Source organism: Streptomyces xiamenensis, assembly GCF_000993785.3.
In the GTDB taxonomy this organism is placed as follows: Bacteria; Actinomycetota; Actinomycetes; order Streptomycetales; family Streptomycetaceae; genus Streptomyces; species Streptomyces xiamenensis.
The window spans coordinates 4,584,048-4,600,132 of record NZ_CP009922.3 but is presented as its reverse complement, the minus strand read 5'-3'; the positions used below and the strand labels follow the sequence as shown (position 1 = coordinate 4,600,132).

The 16,085-nt window shown below is 73.1% G+C and carries 19 protein-coding genes and 2 riboswitches; of the genes, 11 read left to right on the top strand and 8 right to left on the bottom strand.

Annotated features, from left to right (window positions below):
* Positions 1–39: 39 nt before the first annotated feature.
* Positions 40–729, bottom strand: coding sequence for an SDR family oxidoreductase (locus tag SXIM_RS21345; protein ID WP_030738831.1), 690 nt, complete (start codon positions 727–729; stop codon positions 40–42).
* A 127-nt stretch (positions 730–856) separates the two neighbouring features.
* On the opposite strand from SXIM_RS21345, the gene SXIM_RS21340 reads away from it, so the two are divergent.
* From SXIM_RS21340 to SXIM_RS21330, 3 genes are read left to right on the top strand one after another with little or no spacing between them, the layout of a single operon-like run.
* A complete protein-coding gene (locus SXIM_RS21340; protein WP_030738829.1) occupies positions 857–1,660 on the top strand; it encodes a carbon-nitrogen hydrolase family protein in 804 nt (267 codons plus the stop codon).
* Between the two features lie 35 nt (positions 1,661–1,695).
* Complete coding sequence (locus tag SXIM_RS21335; protein ID WP_148236146.1) at positions 1,696–2,406, top strand: DUF2975 domain-containing protein; 711 nt, start codon at positions 1,696–1,698, stop codon at positions 2,404–2,406.
* Positions 2,406–2,636, top strand: a complete 231-nt coding sequence (locus SXIM_RS21330) for a helix-turn-helix domain-containing protein (RefSeq protein ID WP_030738822.1) — start codon at positions 2,406–2,408, stop codon at positions 2,634–2,636. The genes SXIM_RS21335 and SXIM_RS21330 overlap by 1 nt, the downstream gene beginning before the upstream one ends.
* On the opposite strand, the gene mnmA is transcribed toward SXIM_RS21330, so the two are convergent.
* The gene (gene mnmA / locus SXIM_RS21325) at positions 2,617–3,786 is read right to left on the bottom strand and encodes a tRNA 2-thiouridine(34) synthase MnmA (protein WP_078846999.1); all 1,170 of its coding nucleotides are present in this window, start codon (positions 3,784–3,786) and stop codon (positions 2,617–2,619) included. The genes SXIM_RS21330 and mnmA overlap by 20 nt on opposite strands.
* 88 nt (positions 3,787–3,874) lie before the next feature.
* A complete protein-coding gene (locus SXIM_RS21320) occupies positions 3,875–5,044 on the bottom strand; it encodes a cysteine desulfurase family protein (RefSeq protein ID WP_030738816.1) in 1,170 nt (389 codons plus the stop codon).
* An 89-nt stretch (positions 5,045–5,133) separates the two neighbouring features.
* On the opposite strand from SXIM_RS21320, the gene SXIM_RS21315 reads away from it, so the two are divergent.
* The 3 genes from SXIM_RS21315 (at position 5,134) to SXIM_RS21305 (ending at position 6,698) form a co-directional block, all read left to right on the top strand.
* A complete protein-coding gene (locus SXIM_RS21315) occupies positions 5,134–5,790 on the top strand; it encodes an N-acetylmuramoyl-L-alanine amidase (RefSeq protein ID WP_030738813.1) in 657 nt (218 codons plus the stop codon).
* Positions 5,791–5,852: 62 nt separating this feature from the next.
* Complete coding sequence (locus SXIM_RS21310) at positions 5,853–6,470, top strand: SRPBCC domain-containing protein (protein WP_046724903.1); 618 nt, start codon at positions 5,853–5,855, stop codon at positions 6,468–6,470.
* Between the two features lie 42 nt (positions 6,471–6,512).
* Positions 6,513–6,698, top strand: coding sequence for a hypothetical protein (locus SXIM_RS21305; protein WP_030738807.1), 186 nt, complete (start codon positions 6,513–6,515; stop codon positions 6,696–6,698).
* Between the two features lie 31 nt (positions 6,699–6,729).
* Here SXIM_RS21305 and SXIM_RS21300 read toward each other — a convergent pair whose 3' ends face one another.
* The 3 genes from SXIM_RS21300 to SXIM_RS21290 all read right to left on the bottom strand — a co-directional run bounded on the left by SXIM_RS21300 (position 6,730) and on the right by SXIM_RS21290 (position 9,211).
* Positions 6,730–7,809: a peptidoglycan recognition protein family protein gene (locus SXIM_RS21300; RefSeq protein WP_030738804.1), complete on the bottom strand. Its 1,080-nt coding sequence runs from the start codon at positions 7,807–7,809 to the stop codon at positions 6,730–6,732.
* A gap of 150 nt (positions 7,810–7,959) precedes the next feature.
* Positions 7,960–8,442, bottom strand: a complete 483-nt coding sequence (locus tag SXIM_RS21295; RefSeq protein WP_030738801.1) for a hypothetical protein — start codon at positions 8,440–8,442, stop codon at positions 7,960–7,962.
* Between the two features lie 295 nt (positions 8,443–8,737).
* Positions 8,738–9,211 carry a Dps family protein gene (locus tag SXIM_RS21290; protein ID WP_030738798.1) on the bottom strand — a complete coding sequence of 158 codons (474 nt, stop codon included), beginning with the start codon at positions 9,209–9,211 and terminating at the stop codon, positions 8,738–8,740.
* A gap of 96 nt (positions 9,212–9,307) precedes the next feature.
* Here SXIM_RS21290 and SXIM_RS21285 point away from each other — a divergent pair, with 96 nt between their 5' ends.
* A complete protein-coding gene (locus SXIM_RS21285; RefSeq protein ID WP_046724902.1) occupies positions 9,308–9,886 on the top strand; it encodes a GNAT family N-acetyltransferase in 579 nt (192 codons plus the stop codon).
* Here the strand turns inward: SXIM_RS21285 and SXIM_RS21280 are convergent.
* Both SXIM_RS21280 and SXIM_RS21275 read right to left on the bottom strand, forming a co-directional pair.
* Positions 9,862–10,578 carry an enhanced serine sensitivity protein SseB C-terminal domain-containing protein gene (locus SXIM_RS21280; RefSeq protein WP_046724901.1) on the bottom strand — a complete coding sequence of 239 codons (717 nt, stop codon included), beginning with the start codon at positions 10,576–10,578 and terminating at the stop codon, positions 9,862–9,864. The genes SXIM_RS21285 and SXIM_RS21280 overlap by 25 nt on opposite strands.
* Complete coding sequence (locus tag SXIM_RS21275) at positions 10,575–11,378, bottom strand: enhanced serine sensitivity protein SseB (RefSeq protein ID WP_234389661.1); 804 nt, start codon at positions 11,376–11,378, stop codon at positions 10,575–10,577. Before SXIM_RS21275 ends, SXIM_RS21280 begins: the two co-directional genes overlap by 4 nt.
* Before the next feature lie 113 nt (positions 11,379–11,491).
* A riboswitch (glycine riboswitch) is annotated at positions 11,492–11,586 on the top strand.
* 1 nt (position 11,587) lies between these two features.
* Positions 11,588–11,677, top strand: a riboswitch (glycine riboswitch).
* 58 nt (positions 11,678–11,735) lie between these two features.
* Between SXIM_RS21275 and gcvT the strand changes: the two genes are divergently transcribed.
* From gcvT to SXIM_RS21255, 4 genes are all read left to right on the top strand, one after another.
* Positions 11,736–12,848, top strand: a complete 1,113-nt coding sequence (gene gcvT, locus SXIM_RS21270) for a glycine cleavage system aminomethyltransferase GcvT (protein ID WP_046724900.1) — start codon at positions 11,736–11,738, stop codon at positions 12,846–12,848.
* 102 nt (positions 12,849–12,950) lie between these two features.
* On the top strand, positions 12,951–13,331 hold the full coding sequence (gene gcvH / locus SXIM_RS21265) for a glycine cleavage system protein GcvH (protein ID WP_030738786.1): 381 nt from the start codon (positions 12,951–12,953) through the stop codon (positions 13,329–13,331).
* 14 nt (positions 13,332–13,345) lie between these two features.
* On the top strand, positions 13,346–14,617 hold the full coding sequence (locus SXIM_RS21260; RefSeq protein ID WP_030738784.1) for a serine hydroxymethyltransferase: 1,272 nt from the start codon (positions 13,346–13,348) through the stop codon (positions 14,615–14,617).
* Between the two features lie 70 nt (positions 14,618–14,687).
* Positions 14,688–16,070: an L-serine ammonia-lyase gene (locus tag SXIM_RS21255; protein ID WP_046724899.1), complete on the top strand. Its 1,383-nt coding sequence runs from the start codon at positions 14,688–14,690 to the stop codon at positions 16,068–16,070.
* Positions 16,071–16,085: the final 15 nt, after the last annotated feature.

Here is a 16,085-nt window from a genome sequence, read left to right as displayed (position 1 = left end):
GCAGCCTACGAGTTCCGCCGGGGTGCGCGGGCCGCCCGGTCAGCCGGTGGGGCGTACGGACAGGTCGGTGATCTCGGTGCCGCGCGGCAGGTCGAGGGCGGTGAGGAGGGTGGTGGCGACGGATTCGGGGGTCATCCAGCGCTCCGGGTCGTACTCCTTGCCCTCCTGCTGGTGCACCTTGGCCTGCATGGGAGTGGCGGTGCGGCCCGGGTAGACGGTGGTGACACGCACGCCGTGGCCCGCCTCCTCGGCGCGCAGCGCGTCGGCGAGTGCTTTGAGGCCGTGCTTGCTGGCGGCGTAGGCGCCCCACTGGGCGTTGGCGCGCAGTCCGGCGCCGGAGTTGACGAAGAGCACGTGGCCCTGGGCGGCGCGCAGCTGGGGCAGCAGCAGGCGGGTGAGTTCGGCGGGGGCGACGAGGTTGGCGGCGAGGGTGGCCTGCCAGACCTTGGGGGTGAGGTCGCCGATGCCGCCGAGGTCGACGACTCCGGCGATGTGCAGGAGGGAGTCGACGCGGTCGGGGAGCGTCTGGTGGCCCAGGGCCCAGGAGAGCCGGGCGGGTTCGGCGAGGTCACCGACGAGGGTGCGGGCGCCGGGGAAGCGGTCGCGCAGCTGGGCGGCCCGGGCGGCGTCGCGCGCCCACAGCCACAGCTCGTCGCCGCGTTCGGCCAGTCGTTCGGCGACGGCCGTACCGATTCCGGAACCCGCGCCTGTGATCACATGCGTTGCCATACGAGCATGGTCTCGTACGGACAGGAACGGCCCGGCAGTGGGAGGCGGCGGCATGACGGACGGTGCGGGAGCGAACGTGGACGCGGGCGAGAAGGCGGGCGAGCACGCGGACGGGTCCGGGGCGACGGTGCGGATCGCGGTGGGGCAGGTGCTCTCGGGGGCGTCCCCGCGGGAGAATCTGGCGCTGCTGGCGCAGACGGCGGAACGCGCGGCGGAACGTGGCGCGCGGGTGCTGGTGTTCCCGGAGGCCGCGATGGCGCGCTTCGGCGTCCCGCTGGGCCCGGTGGCGCAGCCGCTGGACGGGCCGTGGGCGGCGGGGGTGCGGGAGATCGCGGCGCGGCACGGACTGCTGGTGGTGGCGGGGATGTTCACCCCGGACCCGGACGGGCGGGTGCGCAACACGCTGCTGATCACGGGGCGGGGGGTGGACACCTGGTACGACAAGGTGCATCTGTTCGACGCGTTCGGCTTCACGGAGTCGCGGACGGTGGCGCCCGGGGACCGGGTGGTCACGGCGGACGCGGACGGGGTCAGGTTCGGCTTCGCGACCTGTTACGACGTGCGCTTCCCCGAGTTGTTCGTGCGGCTGGCCGGGCTGGGGGCGCGGGTGATCCTGGTGCCGGCCTCGTGGGGTGCGGGCGAGGGCAAGCGGGAGCAGTGGGAACTGCTGGTGCGGGCCAGGGCGCTGGATTCCACCTGCTGGGTGGTGGCGGTGGGCCAGGCGGATCCGGCGGCGGTGGGTGAGGATCCGGGGACCTCGGCGCCGACCGGCATCGGGCACAGCATGGTGGTCTCGCCGCTGGGTGAGGTACGGGCGCGGCTGGGGGCGGAGCCGGGGCTGCTGGTGGCCGACGTGGAGGTGGGGCAGGTCGCCGCGGCGAGGTCATCCGTTCCGGTGATTGCCAACCGGCGACCGGAGGCTTATCGTTAATCGATAGCATCGATAAACGATAAGGGGGGTGCGTCGTGAAGGCTGTCATGAAGGCGCTGATGAGACCGGGCGGGAGACGGCCGGCCGCCGCCGAGGGGGGCGGGCCGGATGCGGCTGGCACGGCCGGCGGGCCGCAGAAGGACCCACTGGAGCCCATCGAGGCGGCGGTCACCGCCGTGTGCACGCTGGGCGTGCTGGTCCTGACGCTGTGGGCGGTGCTGGCCGTGTTCGTCGACGGGGTCGGCTTCTACCTCCCCGACCGGGTGTGTGTGACCGACCCGGCGACCAGCGGCAGCGGCACGCCGACGGACGGCATGTTCGGCGCCGGTCCCGATGTCGAGGTGGTGGCACAGCCGACGTTCTGCTTCGACGGCAGCACGGGGCAGCGGGCGCTGTTCATCGCCGTGACACAGCTGGCGCTGCTGTGGCACGTGGGGGCGCTGGTGATGGCCTGGCTGCTGATCCGGCGGGCCCGCAAGCACGGCCCGTTCACCCGGCGCACCGTGCGCGGGCTGACCCTGCTGGGCTGGTATCTGGCAGGCGGAGCGGTGGGGTTGCACCTGATCCAGGGGCTGGCCTACGGCACACTGATCTCCTACGCGACGGACTACTGGGGCTACGCGCGGCTGCTCGATCCGACGCAGGTCCGCTGGTGGCCGATCTTCATCGGCCTCGGGCTGCTCACCTTCGCGCGGCTGATACAGCTGGCCACGGATATGCGGGAGGACCTGGAGGGGGTGGTGTGATGGCGGCGGGCGACGCCGAACCGCACGGGATCGAGGTGCACCTGGACCGGCTGCTGGCCGAGCGGCGCATGACCCTGACCGAGCTGGCCGACCAGGTGGGCGTGACCAACGTCAATCTGTCCGTGCTGAAGAACGGGCGGGCCAAGGCCATCAGGTTCTCCACCCTGACCCGCCTGTGCGAGGTGCTGGAGTGTCAGCCGGGGGACCTGCTCAGCCACCGGCCGAAGTGACCGGGGCGACCGGGGCCACCGAGCGCTCGGTGGCGGCGATGGTGGCCGAGCCGACCACGCGCGGACCGTCGTACAGCACGATCGCCTGGCCGGGGGCCACCCCGCGCACCGGCTCCGCGAAGCTGACGCGCAGCTCGTCGCCGTCCGGCTCGGCGGTCACCGGGGTCTCCCCGCCGTGGGCCCGCAGCTGGGCGGTGTAGCTGCCGGGGCCGGTCGGAGCGGCACCGCACCAGCGGGGGCGGATGGCGGTCAGCGCCCTGATGTCCAGCGCCTCGGCCGGGCCCACTGTGACGGTGTTCTCCACCGGGGAGATGTCCAGGACGTAGCGGGGCTTGCCGTCGGCGGCCGGGTGGCCGATGCGCAGCCCCTTGCGCTGGCCGATGGTGAACCCGTGCGCCCCCTGGTGGGTGCCCACCCGGCGGCCGTCCTCGTCGAGGATGTCGCCCTCGGCGGAGCCCAGATGACCGGCCAGGAAGCCCTGGGTGTCGCCGTCCGCGATGAAGCAGATGTCGTGGCTGTCGGGCTTCTTGGCCACCGCCAGGCCACGGCGCTCGGCCTCGGCCCGGATCTCGTCCTTGGTGGTGCGGGTGTCGCCCAGCGGGAACAGGGCGTGGGCCAGCTGCCGCTCGTCCAGGACACCGAGCACATAGCTCTGGTCCTTGGCGAGATCGGTGGCCCGGTGCAGCTCGCGACCACCGTCGGGGGTGGTCACCACGGTGGCGTAGTGGCCGGTGCACACCGCGTCGAAGCCCAGCGCCAGCGCCTTGTCCAGCAGCGCGGCGAACTTGATCTTCTCGTTGCAGCGCAGACACGGATTGGGGGTGCGGCCCGCCCGGTACTCGGCGATGAAGTCCTCGACCACGTCCTGGCGGAACCGCTCGGCCAGGTCCCACACATAGAAGGGGATGCCGATGACGTCGGCGGCCCGGCGGGCGTCGCGGGAGTCCTCGATGGTGCAGCAGCCCCGGGCGCCGGTGCGGAAGGACTGCGGATTGGCGGACAGCGCCAGATGGACGCCGGTCACCTCGTGCCCGGCCTCCACGGCACGGGCGGCGGCCACGGCGGAATCGACCCCGCCGGACATCGCGGCGAGAACACGAAGACGCGGCCCCGTGCGGGGGCCGGAGGGAGCACCGGGGAACTCATTCATAGCACCACCACCCTACGGGGTGCCCCGCCCCGGCGGCGGGCCCGATCCACCGCCGCCCCGGAGGGCCAGGTCAGCGGCCGGTACGGCGTCAGCTCAGGCCGGCCGTGCGGGCCCGGGAGACGGCGGGGCCGATCGCCTTCGCCACCGCCTCGATGTCCGCCCGCGTCGTGGTGTGGCCCAGGGAGAACCGCAGGGTGCCACGGGCCAGTTCGGGGTCGGCGCCGATCGCCAGCAGCACATGGCTGGGCTGGGCCACCCCGGCCGTGCAGGCAGAGCCGGTGGAGCACTCGATGCCCTGCGCGTCCAGCAACAGCAGCAGCGAATCGCCCTCGCACCCGGGGAAGGCGAAGTGGGCGTTGCCCGGCAGCCGCCCGGCCGGGTCCGGGTCACCGCCGAGCACGGCGTCCGGCACCTGGGCCCGTACCGCCGCGATCAGCTCGTCCCGCAGGCCGCCGATCTCGCGGGCGAAGCCGGCCCGGCGGGCGGTGGCCACCGAGGCCGCCGTCGCGAAGCCCGCCACCGCCGGGACGTCCAGCGTGCCCGAACGCACCTCGCGCTCCTGGCCGCCGCCGTGCAGCACCGGCACCGGCGTCCACTGGCGGCCCAGCAGCAGCGCGCCGATGCCGTACGGGCCGCCGATCTTGTGGGCGGACACGGACAGCGCGGCCAGCCCCGAGGCGGCGAAGTCCACCTCCAGCTGGCCCACCGCCTGCACCGCGTCCGCGTGCATCGGGATGCCGTACTCGGCGGCGACCGCGGCGAGTTCGGCCACCGGGAAGACGGTGCCGATCTCGTTGTTGGCCCACATCACCGTGATCAGCGCCACATCCTGCGGATCCCTGGCGATGGCCTCGCGCAGCGCGCCGGGGTGCACCCGGCCCACCGGGTCCACCGGCAGCCACTCCACCCGGGCACCCTCGTGGTCGGCCAGCCACTGGACCACGTCCAGCACCGCGTGGTGCTCCACCGGACTGGCCAGCACCCGCACCCGGCGCGGGTCCGCGTCCCTGCGGGCCCAGTACAGTCCCTTGACCGCGAGGTTGTCGGCCTCGGTACCGCCCGAGGTGAAGACCACCTCGCTGGGCCGGGCGCCGAGCGCCGCGGCCAGTTCCTCCCGGCCCTCCTCCACCGCGCGCCGTGCCCGCCGTCCGGCGGCGTGCAGGGCGGAGGCGTTCCCGGTGACAGCCAGCTGTGCGGTCATCGCGGCGATGGCCTCGGGGAGCATCGGCGTGGTGGCGGCATGGTCGAAGTAGGGCATGGTGGGGCCGATTCTACGAGCCGCCCCCACGGGGCGGCCGATGGAACCGGATGCCGGACAGTGGCGTTCTTTCCCCTCGGAGGATGAACATGGGTGAGCACGCGGGGCCGGATCAGCGACGGCGGGGGCTCGGGCGGCGCGCCCTGGTCCTGGGCGGTGGTGCCGCCGCCGTCGGGGTGGGCGCGCTCGCCGCCCGCGACACGCTCGAACGCTGGTGGTGGCGGCTGCCGGGGATGGAGGAGCCCCGTACCCCGGGTGAGGTGGACCACGTGGGCGCCGAGTGGGTGCCTGCCGCCCGGGCGAACTACCGGCGGGCGAGCCGGCCGCGCGACTACGGCATCGACCGGGTCGTCATCCATATGCCGGAGGCCACGTACGACATCACGCTCCAGGTCTTCCAGGACCCCGGGCACGGCGCGTCCACGCACTACGTGGTGCGGTCGGAGGACGGTCACGTGGCGCAGCTGGCCAGGGAGCTGGACGTCGCCTTCCACGCGGGGCACCGCGGGTTCAACGAGCGCAGCATCGGCATCGAGCACGAGGGCTGGGCGGAGGATCCGGCGTATCTGACGGACGCCATGTACGAGTCCTCGGCCCGGCTGGTGGCGGGGATCTGCCGGCGTTACGGCATTCCGGTGGACCGCGAGCACATCGTGGGACACAACGAGGTGCCCGACGTCATACGGGTGTGCCCGGGGCCGCACTGGGACTGGGACCGCTATCTGGAGCTGGTTCGGCAGGCGTGAGCGCGCGCGGCGGGTGAGGATCGTTCCAGCAAGGTCCTGCCGTGACAGGGGAGAGCCCCACCATGACCGAGAAGACCGAGTTCACCAGCTGGATCGACGACACCTACCGGGAGGTGGGGCGGCGCCCCGTACCCGAGGGCGAGGCCCGCACCCTCTTGATCCGCCGCCACTTCCCGGCCTGGGTGGTGGACGTCTGGGACGCGGTGACCGACCCGGAGCGGCTGTCCCAGTGGTTCCTGCCGGTCACCGGTGAGCTGGAACTGGGCGGCGCTTTCCGTATCGAGGGCAACGCCAGTGGGGAGATCCTGCGCTGCGAGGCCCCCAATCTGCTCGCGGTGACCTGGAACTTCGGCACCGGCCCCAGCAGCGAGCTGATGCTGCGGCTGGCCGATGTGTCGCGGGGTGAGACGGCCCTGGAACTGGAGCAGGCGCCGATCCCCGATCGCATCGACATGGACGGCCGGCGGCTCGATCCGGTGCTCAACGACTATGAGACTGGTCTCTTCGGGCTGGGCACCGGATGGGAACTCGCGCTGATCTCGCTGGCCCGATTTCTCGGCGGCGACCCCATCACCGACCCGGCCACCTGGGAAGAAGCACCGGAAGTGCAGAATTTCGCGGTCCGCAGCGGTGAGCTGTGGGCGCGGCTCGCCGCGGAGGAAGCGCGCGAGCGGCCGTAAACCCGGTCGGCGCTGTCAGTGTCGCCCTCTACTCTGGAGGGCATGATCGTGACCTGCGATGACGCCCCGACCACCGCCGCCACCGGTGCCGATGACGCGGCGGCGGCGAATGAGGCCATCCGCCGCTATGTCCGCGCGCACGGCAACCGGCCGTGGGGGGAGCGGGAGGCCGCCGAGCTGGCGCGGCTGCGCCGCATGTGGCTGGCCGCGATACGCGCGGCGGCCTGAGCCCGCCCCGGTGGGTCGCGCGCGGCGCCGGTCAGGCCGGCCAGTACAGCGATTCGGCGCGCGCCCACTCCACGGTGACCGGTTCGGAGCCGTGGTGCTGGACCTCCACCCGCAGTCTGCCCTTGTCGGCGGCGGGCACGTGGCCGGTCCAGGTGTAGACGAAGTGGCCCTTGCCCTGGTCGTTCACCGGTGAGTCGGTGGGCATCGCCGAGGCCCGTACGTACTTCCCGTTCTCCTGCCGGTAGCGGGCCACCCGCACCTTGAACTCCTGGCCGGTGGCCAGCCCGGTGACCTTCACGGCCACCGAGGCGGTGTAGTAGCAGGGGCCGAGCAGCACAGAGGGCTCGGGATCCTTGTCCACCCACTTCTTGCCGTCGTAGTAGCGGTTGAAGTTGAGGGTGGTCCAGGTGTCGGGCCGCACGGTCCGGGTGTAGGAGTTCGTCTCGTATAACGACCGCTTGGGCATATCGTCCTCCTCGGGGCTGCTGGGGCTCCATCCGGCCGACTGCTTGAGCCGGGCGGCGACCCGCTTGCGGATGTCGCTCATGGACACGCCCGGCCCACGGGGGTCTATCTTGCCGGGCTGCCATTCGAGGTGGCCGATCACCGAGGTGTCGCCGGACTTGCCCCAGCCGTGTGCGCGGAGCAGCGCGGCGGCGGCCCGCACGATGGCCTCCACCTGCTCGGCGGGCCACGGGTCCTTGCCGTCACCGAGGTTGACGCACTCGAATCCGTAGAAGTGGGGGTTGCCGTCGGTGTCCGCCGTCTTGTCGGCCGGCAGCTTCTTCTCGGCGATGACGGCCTTGAGCACGGCGCCGTCCCCCTTGCCCGCGTGGTTGGCGCGCCCGTGCCCGACCATGTGGACGGTGCCCGCCTTGTCGATCACCCCGTGGCACAGCGGCCCCGGCAGATCGGAGCGGCCGGCGTAGCACAGCTCCACCGAGGCACTGGTGCCGGAGGTGACGGTGTGATGGACCATCACACCGTGCACCGGGCCCCATGCCCCGGCGCTGTTGCGGTTGTGGGTGCGCCAGGACTTGTACTCGACGACCTTGACGCCCTCGGCCTTCAGCGCGGACAGCACCTTGTCCGCGCTCAGTGGAGTGGCCATGAAGGACCCCCGTTCGCTTACGACGACGCAGTAGCCTCCCCATCAGTGGTACGTCGCATGCCCCCGGGGCGCAAGAGCCCCCCACGGCGGTCTCGCACCTTTCAACACTCCAGGGCCTCCGGCGCGTTCGCCGCCGCGCGCGGGCCTCCGCTACCGGCGAGGCCGGTAGGCGTGGCCGGCCTCCCGCAGCGCGCTGTGCGCGTCCCGGGTGCGGCCGCGTCCGGCGGCCAGCCGGGCCTCCACCCCGGGAGCGAACCGGCGCCGCCGTACCGGCCCGAGCGTGATGTCCGACAGCCCGATGGCGTGCCACGCCGCGGTGGAGGCCGCCTCGAGCAGCGTCCGGTCACCGGTCGTCAGGGCCAGTTCGTCCAGTGCCTCGGTGACCTCCGAGCGGGCCCGGTAGCGTGCCACGCGGTGCTCGCGCGTCTCCCGTTGTCCGTCGCGGATGTCCTGGACGAACAGCCAGTGCAGCTCGCGGTAGCGCAGGACTGCCTTCAGCAGGCGGCTCACCTGGGCGCGTACCTCCCGGTCGTGCTCGCGCCGCCGGGCCCGCCGCTCGATCCACTGCTGGGTGAAACCGGTCAGCCCCACGCCCGCCAGCGTTCCCGCCACGGCGACGATGCTCGCCCACATACCCCCACCCCCTCGCGGCGGCCCGGCGGCCGCCCCGCGCGTCACGGTAGCCGGTACCGGTCGCGTCGCCCACCGGAGCCCGCGTGGGGCCCCGGTGAGGGGGCGGACGCGTGCGGGCGGCCCGCACAGGGGAGGCCCCCGACCCGTGACGGGTCGGGGGCCTCGCGCTTCCGGATTCCTTCCGGCCGGGACAAGGGGACATGGCTGCTGGTCGCCCGGATGCCCGCACGGATACCCGTCGGTGGGACGGCGCGTCCGGGACGGTGCGGGCCGGCGCGGTGCTGGGCGTCCGGCGTCAGCTGCCGTTCTCGGCCTGGAACATCCAGTGGTGCTTCTCCAGCTCCTTCACCAGGGCGATCAGGTTGTCCTCGGTGACCCGGTCGACCTCGCCCACCGCGACCATGCGATCGCGCATGCGGACGATGCAGGAGCCCAGCGCCTGGGTCAGGATGTCGACCGCCTCGGTGTCCGGCAGCCAGCCCTCGGGGACGGTGGCGATCCCGCTGCTGCCCGCGACGGTGGCGGCGCGGCCGTCGGGGCTGATGCCCAGGGCGGAAGCGCGTTCGGCCACGATGTCGGAGTGGGCGCGGGCGGTCTCCACGACGTCGTCCAGCTGGAGGTGCACGGTGCGGAAGCGAGGTCCGATCACGTTCCAGTGGACCTGTTTGGCCACCAGGGACAGATCGATGATGTCCGCCAGCGCGCCCTGCAGGGCGTCTGCGACGACCTTGAGCGCGGGCTCGGGCAGTGTGCTCTTCACGGCATACATGAATCGTCCACTTTCATCCGAATGTGCGGCTTTCCTCTCACGGTACCCCTGCTACCCGCACCCGGCAGCGCAAACCGCGATGGCAGCATGAACGTCATGACTGCCGCCGGAATCCGCTTCGCGACCGCCGAGGATCTGCCCGCGGTGTGCGCCGTGGTCAACCACTACATCGAGACCACCGCCGCCAACTTCCGCACCGAGCCGCAGCAGCCGCACGAGTGGCTGGAGCAGTGGGAGCGGGGGCACCGTACCCACCCCTGGCTGGTGGCCGAGGTGGACGGCGAGGTCGCCGGAATCAGCTACGCGTTCCCCTGGAAGGCGCGCGCCGCCTACGCGTGGACCGTGGAGTGCGCCGTCTACCTGGCGCCCGGGCAGCACGGGCGGGGCCTGGGCCGGGCGCTGTACGAGCGGCTGTTCGCGCTCCTCAGCGAGCAGGGGTTCCACTCGGTGATCGCCGGGGTCGCCCTGCCCAACCCGGCCAGCGAGGGGCTGCACCGGTCGCTGGGGTTCCGGCAGGTGGGGACGTTCCGGGAGAACGGCTACAAGATGGGGTCCTGGCGCGATGTGAGCTACTGGCAGCGGCCGCTGGCGGCGCACTCCGGCGCGCCGGCCCCGACCGCGCCGGCCCCGACCGCGCCGGTGCCCGCCGCTCAGGAGGCGGTGGGCGCCGAGTAGAAGGGGCGGGCCCTGGCGCGCAGCCACAGGGCGACCGGATCGTACGCGTCCGCCATGGCCACCGTGGCCACCGCGAGCCCGTCCGGGACGGCCTCGACGGCCCGTGCCATCATCCGGCGCACCGACTCCGCCGCCTCCCCCGGATCGTCCACCTCCAGGCCGATCACCAGGTAGGCGCTGCCCACGGCGGGCCGCACCCAGCCGCGCCGCAGGCTGCGCAGCACGGGGGTACGGCGTGCCTCGTCGGCGAGCCGCCGGTAGAAGGGCTCCGCGGGCGCGGTCGGCTCGGTGATCACCAGCGGGCCGGCCGGCAGCCGGTCCAGGCCGCCGGCGATCCGGCGCAGATCGGCCCAGGGGACGCCGAGGCCGCCGCCGGGGGTGTGCGGGTTGAGCCACAGCCCCCAGTGGTCGGGGTACAGGGCGGCGGCGATGTCCCGGCCGCCGATCACCTCGTGGTCCCGGGGCCAGCCGCTGGCGGCCAGCTCGGCGGGCGAGGTGACGGCCGGCGCGTAGCCGTGGCCGGCGACCTCGACGCTGCCGTACTGGGCGTCCGGGTCGCCGGGCCGGCCGTGCCACAGCAGCATCCACACCTCGCCGTGCGCGAGCGCGCCCAGCAGCGTCTCGTAGATGTCCGGGCGGTCGGCCGTCACCCGGGGAAGCAGTTCCTCGATCGCCCCCTGGGCTTCGGTCATGCGTCCCGCCGGTAGAACGGCTGCACGCTGTGGCGCAGCCAGTCCACGACGGGGTCGGTCACCGCGTCCAGCAGCACCAGCTGGACCGGCCAGGGCACCGCGCCGCGCGCCAGGGCGCGGCCCAGCGCGTCGTGGCTGCCGATCCGGTACTCCTCGGCCAGTGCGTCCAGCTCCAGGCCGATGAACAGCGCCGGGGCGCCGCCCTCCGCGCTGGCCAGGCCACGCCGCGCGGTGCGCACGTACGGCAGCGCGGACAGCTCGCCGGCCGCCGCCGCCAGGAAGTCGACGGGCTCCTGCTGCCAGTCCGGCTCGAACAGGCGCATCCGGGCGCCGGAGGGCGCCCCGGGCACGCGCTCGCCCGGGGTGTCCCGGCACAGCTGGGCCACGCCTTCCGGCGGGACCGGGACGCCGACGGTGCCGCCCGGGTTGACGGCGAGGCCGGCCTGCGGCGGCAGTCCGCGGGCGAACTCCTTGACGGGGGCGACGGTGAAGGACATGTGGGTGCCGACCACGAGCCGGAACTGTTCCGCGGAGCTGAAGACCGGGACGTACACCCCGCCGTCCAGCTCGATCGTCGGCAGGTCCAGGCTGCGGCTGTCCGGGCCGCCGCCCTCCGGCAGCGGCACCCACACCGGGCTGCGGCCCAGCACCTGGAGCAGCCGCGGCGCGGCGTCCGGCACGCCGACCGAGGCGGCCAGCGCGTGCTCCAGCTCATTGCCCGGCCAGCCGCCCCCGCCGGCCGCCCCCGTGTCGACGCCGCCGTCCTGCCCGGGCGCGGAGCCCTGCCAACGCTCGTTCATCTCGTCCCACCACCATCTGATCCGGATCTGTAGGGCACCCTAATGGCTCAGTGCAGGCCGTCATGCGATGATGAGCCGCACAACAACCGCAGGACAATCGAACAATGGCCGTTCGACCACGCGCGGGAGAGTTCCCGGTCCAGCACCGGGGCGCCGAAGGAGCAAGTCCTCCCTTGAATCTCTCAGGCCCCGATACCGCGCGCGGAAGGCGAATCTGAAAAGCGGGCCCCCGAACGGGCCCCACCCACGGTGCAAGCCGCAAGGCGAACCTCTCAGGTGCCGATGACAGATGGGGAGGGCGAGCCGTATCCGCGCGACCGCGCACCGCCCGCCGCCCGTACCCTCTGGAGCCACCTCATGACGTCCCGTATCACCGCGCTCGACGCCCTCCACCGCGAGCTGGGCGCCACCATGACCGACTTCGCCGGGTGGCAGATGCCGCTGCGGTACGGCAGTGAGCGCGCCGAGCACCAGGCGGTGCGCACCGCCGCCGGCCTGTTCGACCTCTCCCACATGGGCGAGATCGCGGTCACCGGGCCGCACGCCGGGCGGCTGCTGGACCACGCGCTCGTCGGCAAGCTGTCGGCGCTGGCGGTGGGCCGAGCCCGGTACACGATGATCTGCGACGCCGAGGGCGGCATCCTGGACGACCTGATCGTCTACCGGCTGGCGGACGAGCACTACATGGTGGTCGCCAACGCCGCCAACGCGCAGACCGTGCTGGACGCGCTGACCACCCGCGGCGAGGGCTTCGAGGCCCAGGTGCGGGACGACCGGGACGCGTACGCGCTGATCGCCGTGCAGGGCCCGGCCTCGCCCGCGATCCTGGGCTCGCTCACCGACGCCGACCTGGCCGGCCTGAAGTACTACGCGGGCCTGCCGGGCACCGTCGCGGGCCGGCCCGCGCTGATCGCCCGCACCGGGTACACCGGCGAGGACGGCTTCGAGCTGTTCGTCGCGCCGCGGGACGCCGAGCCGCTGTGGCGGGCCCTGACGGAGGCGGGCGCCCCGTACGGTCTGGTGCCCTGCGGCCTGTCCTGCCGCGACACGCTGCGCCTGGAGGCGGGGATGCCGCTGTACGGGCACGAGCTGACCGCCGCGACCACCCCCTTCGACGCGGGGCTCGGCCGGGTGGTGAAGTTCGACAAGGACGGCGATTTCGTGGGCCGGGCGCCGCTGGAGGCGGCGGCCGAGCGGGCGCAGAGCGACCCGCCGCGCCGCCTGGTCGGCCTGGTCGGCGCGGGCCGCCGGGTGCCGCGGGCCGGCTACCAGGTGGTGGACGGGGCGGGCACGGTGATCGGCGAGGTCACCTCCGGCGCCCCCTCCCCCACCCTGGGTTCGCCGATCGCCATGGCATACGTGGACGCCGCGCACGCCGCGCCCGGCACCGACGGGGTCGCGGTGGACATCCGCGGCGCCCGGGAGCCGTTCGCGGTCGTGGCGCTGCCCTTCTACCGGCGCGAGAAGTAACGTGCCGGGGCGCCGCCCCGGCACCGCGCCCCCACCCGTACGCCGCGCCCCCTCATCCCCCGCTTTCCTCCCGCATTGTCACCATCGAGGAGAATCGATCCCATGAGCAACCCTGTCGAGCTGCGCTACAGCAAGGAACACGAGTGGCTGTCGGCCGTCCAGGACGGTGTCGCCACGGTCGGCATCACCGCCTACGCCGCCGACGCGCTGGGCGATGTCGTCTTCGTCCAGCTCCCGGAGGTCGGCGACACGGTCACCGCCGGTGAGAGCTGCGGCGAACTGGAGTCCACCAAGTCGGTCAGCGACCTCTACTCCCCGGTCACCGGTGAGGTCACCGAGATCAACGGCGCGGTGAGCGACGATCCGGCGCTGGTGAACTCCGCCCCCTTCGAGGGTGGCTGGCTGTTCAAGGTCCGCATCGACGGCGAGCTGCCCGGCGACCTGCTGGACGCCGACGGCTACGCCGCCTTCACCCAGGGCTGAGGGGAGCCGCTGTCATGTCGTCCGTACTGAACCAGTCCCTGCACGAGCTGGACCCGGAGGTCGCCGCCGCCGTCGACGCGGAGCTGCGCCGCCAGCAGTCCACCCTGGAGATGATCGCCTCGGAGAACTTCGCCCCGGTGGCGGCGCTCGAGGCGCAGGGCTCCGTGCTCACCAACAAGTACGCCGAAGGGCTCCCGGGGCGCCGCTACTACGGCGGCTGTGAGCACGTCGATGTCATCGAGAACCTGGCCCGCGACCGCGTCAAGGCGCTGTTCGGGGCGGAGGCGGCCAATGTGCAGCCGCACTCGGGTGCCTCCGCGAACGCCGCCGCGATGGCCGCGCTGATCAAGCCCGGCGACACCATCATGGGCCTGGACCTGGCGCACGGTGGGCATCTCACCCACGGGATGAAGATCAACTTCTCCGGCCGGCTGTACAACGTCGTGCCCTACCACGTCGCCCCGGGCACCGGCCTGGTCGACATGGACGAGGTCGCGGCGCTCGCCGCCGAACACCGGCCGCAGCTGATCATCGCCGGCTGGTCCGCGTACCCCCGGCAGCTGGACTTCGCCGCCTTCCGCCGCATCGCCGACGAGGTCGGCGCGCTGCTCATGGTCGACATGGCGCACTTCGCCGGCCTGGTGGCCGCCGGACTGCACCCCAGCCCCGTCCCGCACGCGGACGTGGTGACCACCACCACGCACAAGACGCTCGGCGGCCCGCGCGGCGGAGTGATCCTCTCCCGCAAGGAGCACGCCAAGAAGATCAACTCGGCAGTCTTCCCCGGGCAGCAGGGCGGCCCGCTGGAGCACGTGATCGCCGCCAAGGCCGTGGCGTTCAAGATCGCCGCGGGTGAGGAGTTCGCCGAGCGGCAGCGCCGTACCGTGGAAGGCGCCCGGCTGCTGGCCGAGCGGCTGGTCACGGCGGACGTGGCCGGCGCGGGCATCTCCGTACTGACCGGCGGCACCGATGTCCACCTGGTGCTGGTCGACCTGCGCGACGCCGCGCTGGACGGACAGCAGGCCGAGGACCGGCTGCACTCCATCGGCATCACCGTCAACCGCAACGCGATCCCCAACGACCCGCGTCCCCCGATGGTGACCTCCGGGCTGCGCATCGGCACCCCGGCGCTGGCCACCCGCGGCTTCGGCGCCGAGGACTTCCGCGAGGTCGCCGACATCATCGCGCAGGCGCTGCTCCCCGGGTACGACGAGGGCACCGCCGCGAAGCTGGCGGCCCGGGTCTCCGCGCTCGCCGACCGTCATCCGCTCTACCCCGGCCGCTAGGCCCGTGGTGGGACGCCTGCCCGTGTGGGCGGCGTCCCACCATCCCGTCCCCCTGTAAGGAGTGGACCCCATGGCTCTGTCCGCCTTCGATCTGTTCTCCATCGGCATCGGCCCCTCCAGTTCGCACACGGTCGGCCCGATGCGGGCGGCGCGGATGTTCGCACACCGGCTGAAGAAGGAGGGCGCGCTGGCGCCCACGCACGCCGTACGCGCCGAGCTGTTCGGTTCGCTGGGCGCCACGGGGCACGGACACGGCACGCCGAAGGCGGTGCTGCTGGGCCTTGAGGGATACGCGCCCGACACGGTCGACGTGGCGGGGGCCGACGCGCGGGTCGCGGACATCCGCGCCGAGCGCCGGCTGCGGCTGCTGGGGTCCGACATAGGGGACAGCCACGCCATCGCCTTCGACCCGGACACCGACCTGGTGCTGCACCGGCGCACGTCGCTCCCGTACCACGCCAACGGCATGCGGCTGACGGCACGGGACGCGGCCGGCTCCGTGGTCCTGGAGAAGACGTACTACTCGGTGGGCGGCGGCTTCGTCGTGGACGAGGACGCGGTGGGCGCGGACCGGATCCGGCTGGACGACACGGTGCTGCGGCACCCGTTCCGCACCGGCGACGAACTGCTGCGGCTGACGCGGGAGACCGGCCTGTCGGTCTCGGCGCTGATGCTGGAGAACGAGAAGGCGTGGCGCGGTGAGGCGGAGATCCGCTCCGAACTGCTGCGCATCTGGGGCGTGATGGACGGGTGCGTGGCGCGCGGCCTGACCCAGGAGGGCATCCTGCCGGGCGGCCTGAAGGTCCGGCGGCGCGCGGCGGGCGTGGCGCGCAAGCTGCGCGGGGAGGGCGCGCGGGCGGAGTCGGCCCTGGAGTGGGTGACGCTGTACGCGATGGCCGTCAACGAGGAGAACGCCGCGGGCGGCCGCGTGGTGACCGCCCCCACCAACGGCGCGGCGGGCATCATCCCGGCGGTGCTGCGCTACTACCTGGACTTCGTGCCGGGCGCGGACGAGGACGGGGTGGTGCGCTTCCTGCTGGCGGCGAGCGCGATCGGGATGCTGTTCAAGGAGAACGCCTCGATCTCGGGCGCCGAGGTCGGCTGCCAGGGCGAGGTCGGCTCGGCCTGCTCGATGGCGGCCGGCGGGCTGGCGGAGGTGCTGGGCGGCACGCCGGAGCAGGTGGAGAACGCGGCGGAGATCGGCATCGAGCACAACCTGGGCCTGACCTGCGACCCGGTGGGCGGCCTGGTGCAGATCCCGTGCATCGAGCGCAACGGCATGGCGGCGGTCAAGGCGATCACGGCGGCCCGGATGGCGCTGCGCGGGGACGGGCGGCACCATGTCTCGCTGGACAAGGCGATCAAGACGATGAAGGAGACGGGGGCCGACATGAGCGTCAAGTACAAGGAAACGGCCCGCGGCGGCCTCGCGGTGAACATCATCGAGTGCTGAGCGCGGGGCCCGCGC

Coding starts and splice junctions, on each gene's coding strand:
- SXIM_RS21285 (WP_046724902.1), top strand. CDS start 9,308: ATGACTGCCGCCGGAATCCGCTTCGCGACCGCCGAGGATCTGCCCGCG.
- gcvT (WP_046724900.1), top strand. CDS start 11,736: ATGACGTCCCGTATCACCGCGCTCGACGCCCTCCACCGCGAGCTGGGC.
- SXIM_RS21255 (WP_046724899.1), top strand. CDS start 14,688: ATGGCTCTGTCCGCCTTCGATCTGTTCTCCATCGGCATCGGCCCCTCC.
- mnmA (WP_078846999.1), bottom strand. CDS start 3,786: ATGAATGAGTTCCCCGGTGCTCCCTCCGGCCCCCGCACGGGGCCGCGT.
- SXIM_RS21330 (WP_030738822.1), top strand. CDS start 2,406: ATGGCGGCGGGCGACGCCGAACCGCACGGGATCGAGGTGCACCTGGAC.
- gcvH (WP_030738786.1), top strand. CDS start 12,951: ATGAGCAACCCTGTCGAGCTGCGCTACAGCAAGGAACACGAGTGGCTG.
- SXIM_RS21280 (WP_046724901.1), bottom strand. CDS start 10,578: ATGACCGAAGCCCAGGGGGCGATCGAGGAACTGCTTCCCCGGGTGACG.
- SXIM_RS21345 (WP_030738831.1), bottom strand. CDS start 729: ATGGCAACGCATGTGATCACAGGCGCGGGTTCCGGAATCGGTACGGCC.
- SXIM_RS21290 (WP_030738798.1), bottom strand. CDS start 9,211: ATGTATGCCGTGAAGAGCACACTGCCCGAGCCCGCGCTCAAGGTCGTC.
- SXIM_RS21315 (WP_030738813.1), top strand. CDS start 5,134: ATGGGTGAGCACGCGGGGCCGGATCAGCGACGGCGGGGGCTCGGGCGG.
- SXIM_RS21295 (WP_030738801.1), bottom strand. CDS start 8,442: ATGTGGGCGAGCATCGTCGCCGTGGCGGGAACGCTGGCGGGCGTGGGG.
- SXIM_RS21275 (WP_234389661.1), bottom strand. CDS start 11,378: ATGAACGAGCGTTGGCAGGGCTCCGCGCCCGGGCAGGACGGCGGCGTC.
- SXIM_RS21320 (WP_030738816.1), bottom strand. CDS start 5,044: ATGCCCTACTTCGACCATGCCGCCACCACGCCGATGCTCCCCGAGGCC.
- SXIM_RS21310 (WP_046724903.1), top strand. CDS start 5,853: ATGACCGAGAAGACCGAGTTCACCAGCTGGATCGACGACACCTACCGG.
- SXIM_RS21305 (WP_030738807.1), top strand. CDS start 6,513: ATGATCGTGACCTGCGATGACGCCCCGACCACCGCCGCCACCGGTGCC.
- SXIM_RS21300 (WP_030738804.1), bottom strand. CDS start 7,809: ATGGCCACTCCACTGAGCGCGGACAAGGTGCTGTCCGCGCTGAAGGCC.
- SXIM_RS21260 (WP_030738784.1), top strand. CDS start 13,346: ATGTCGTCCGTACTGAACCAGTCCCTGCACGAGCTGGACCCGGAGGTC.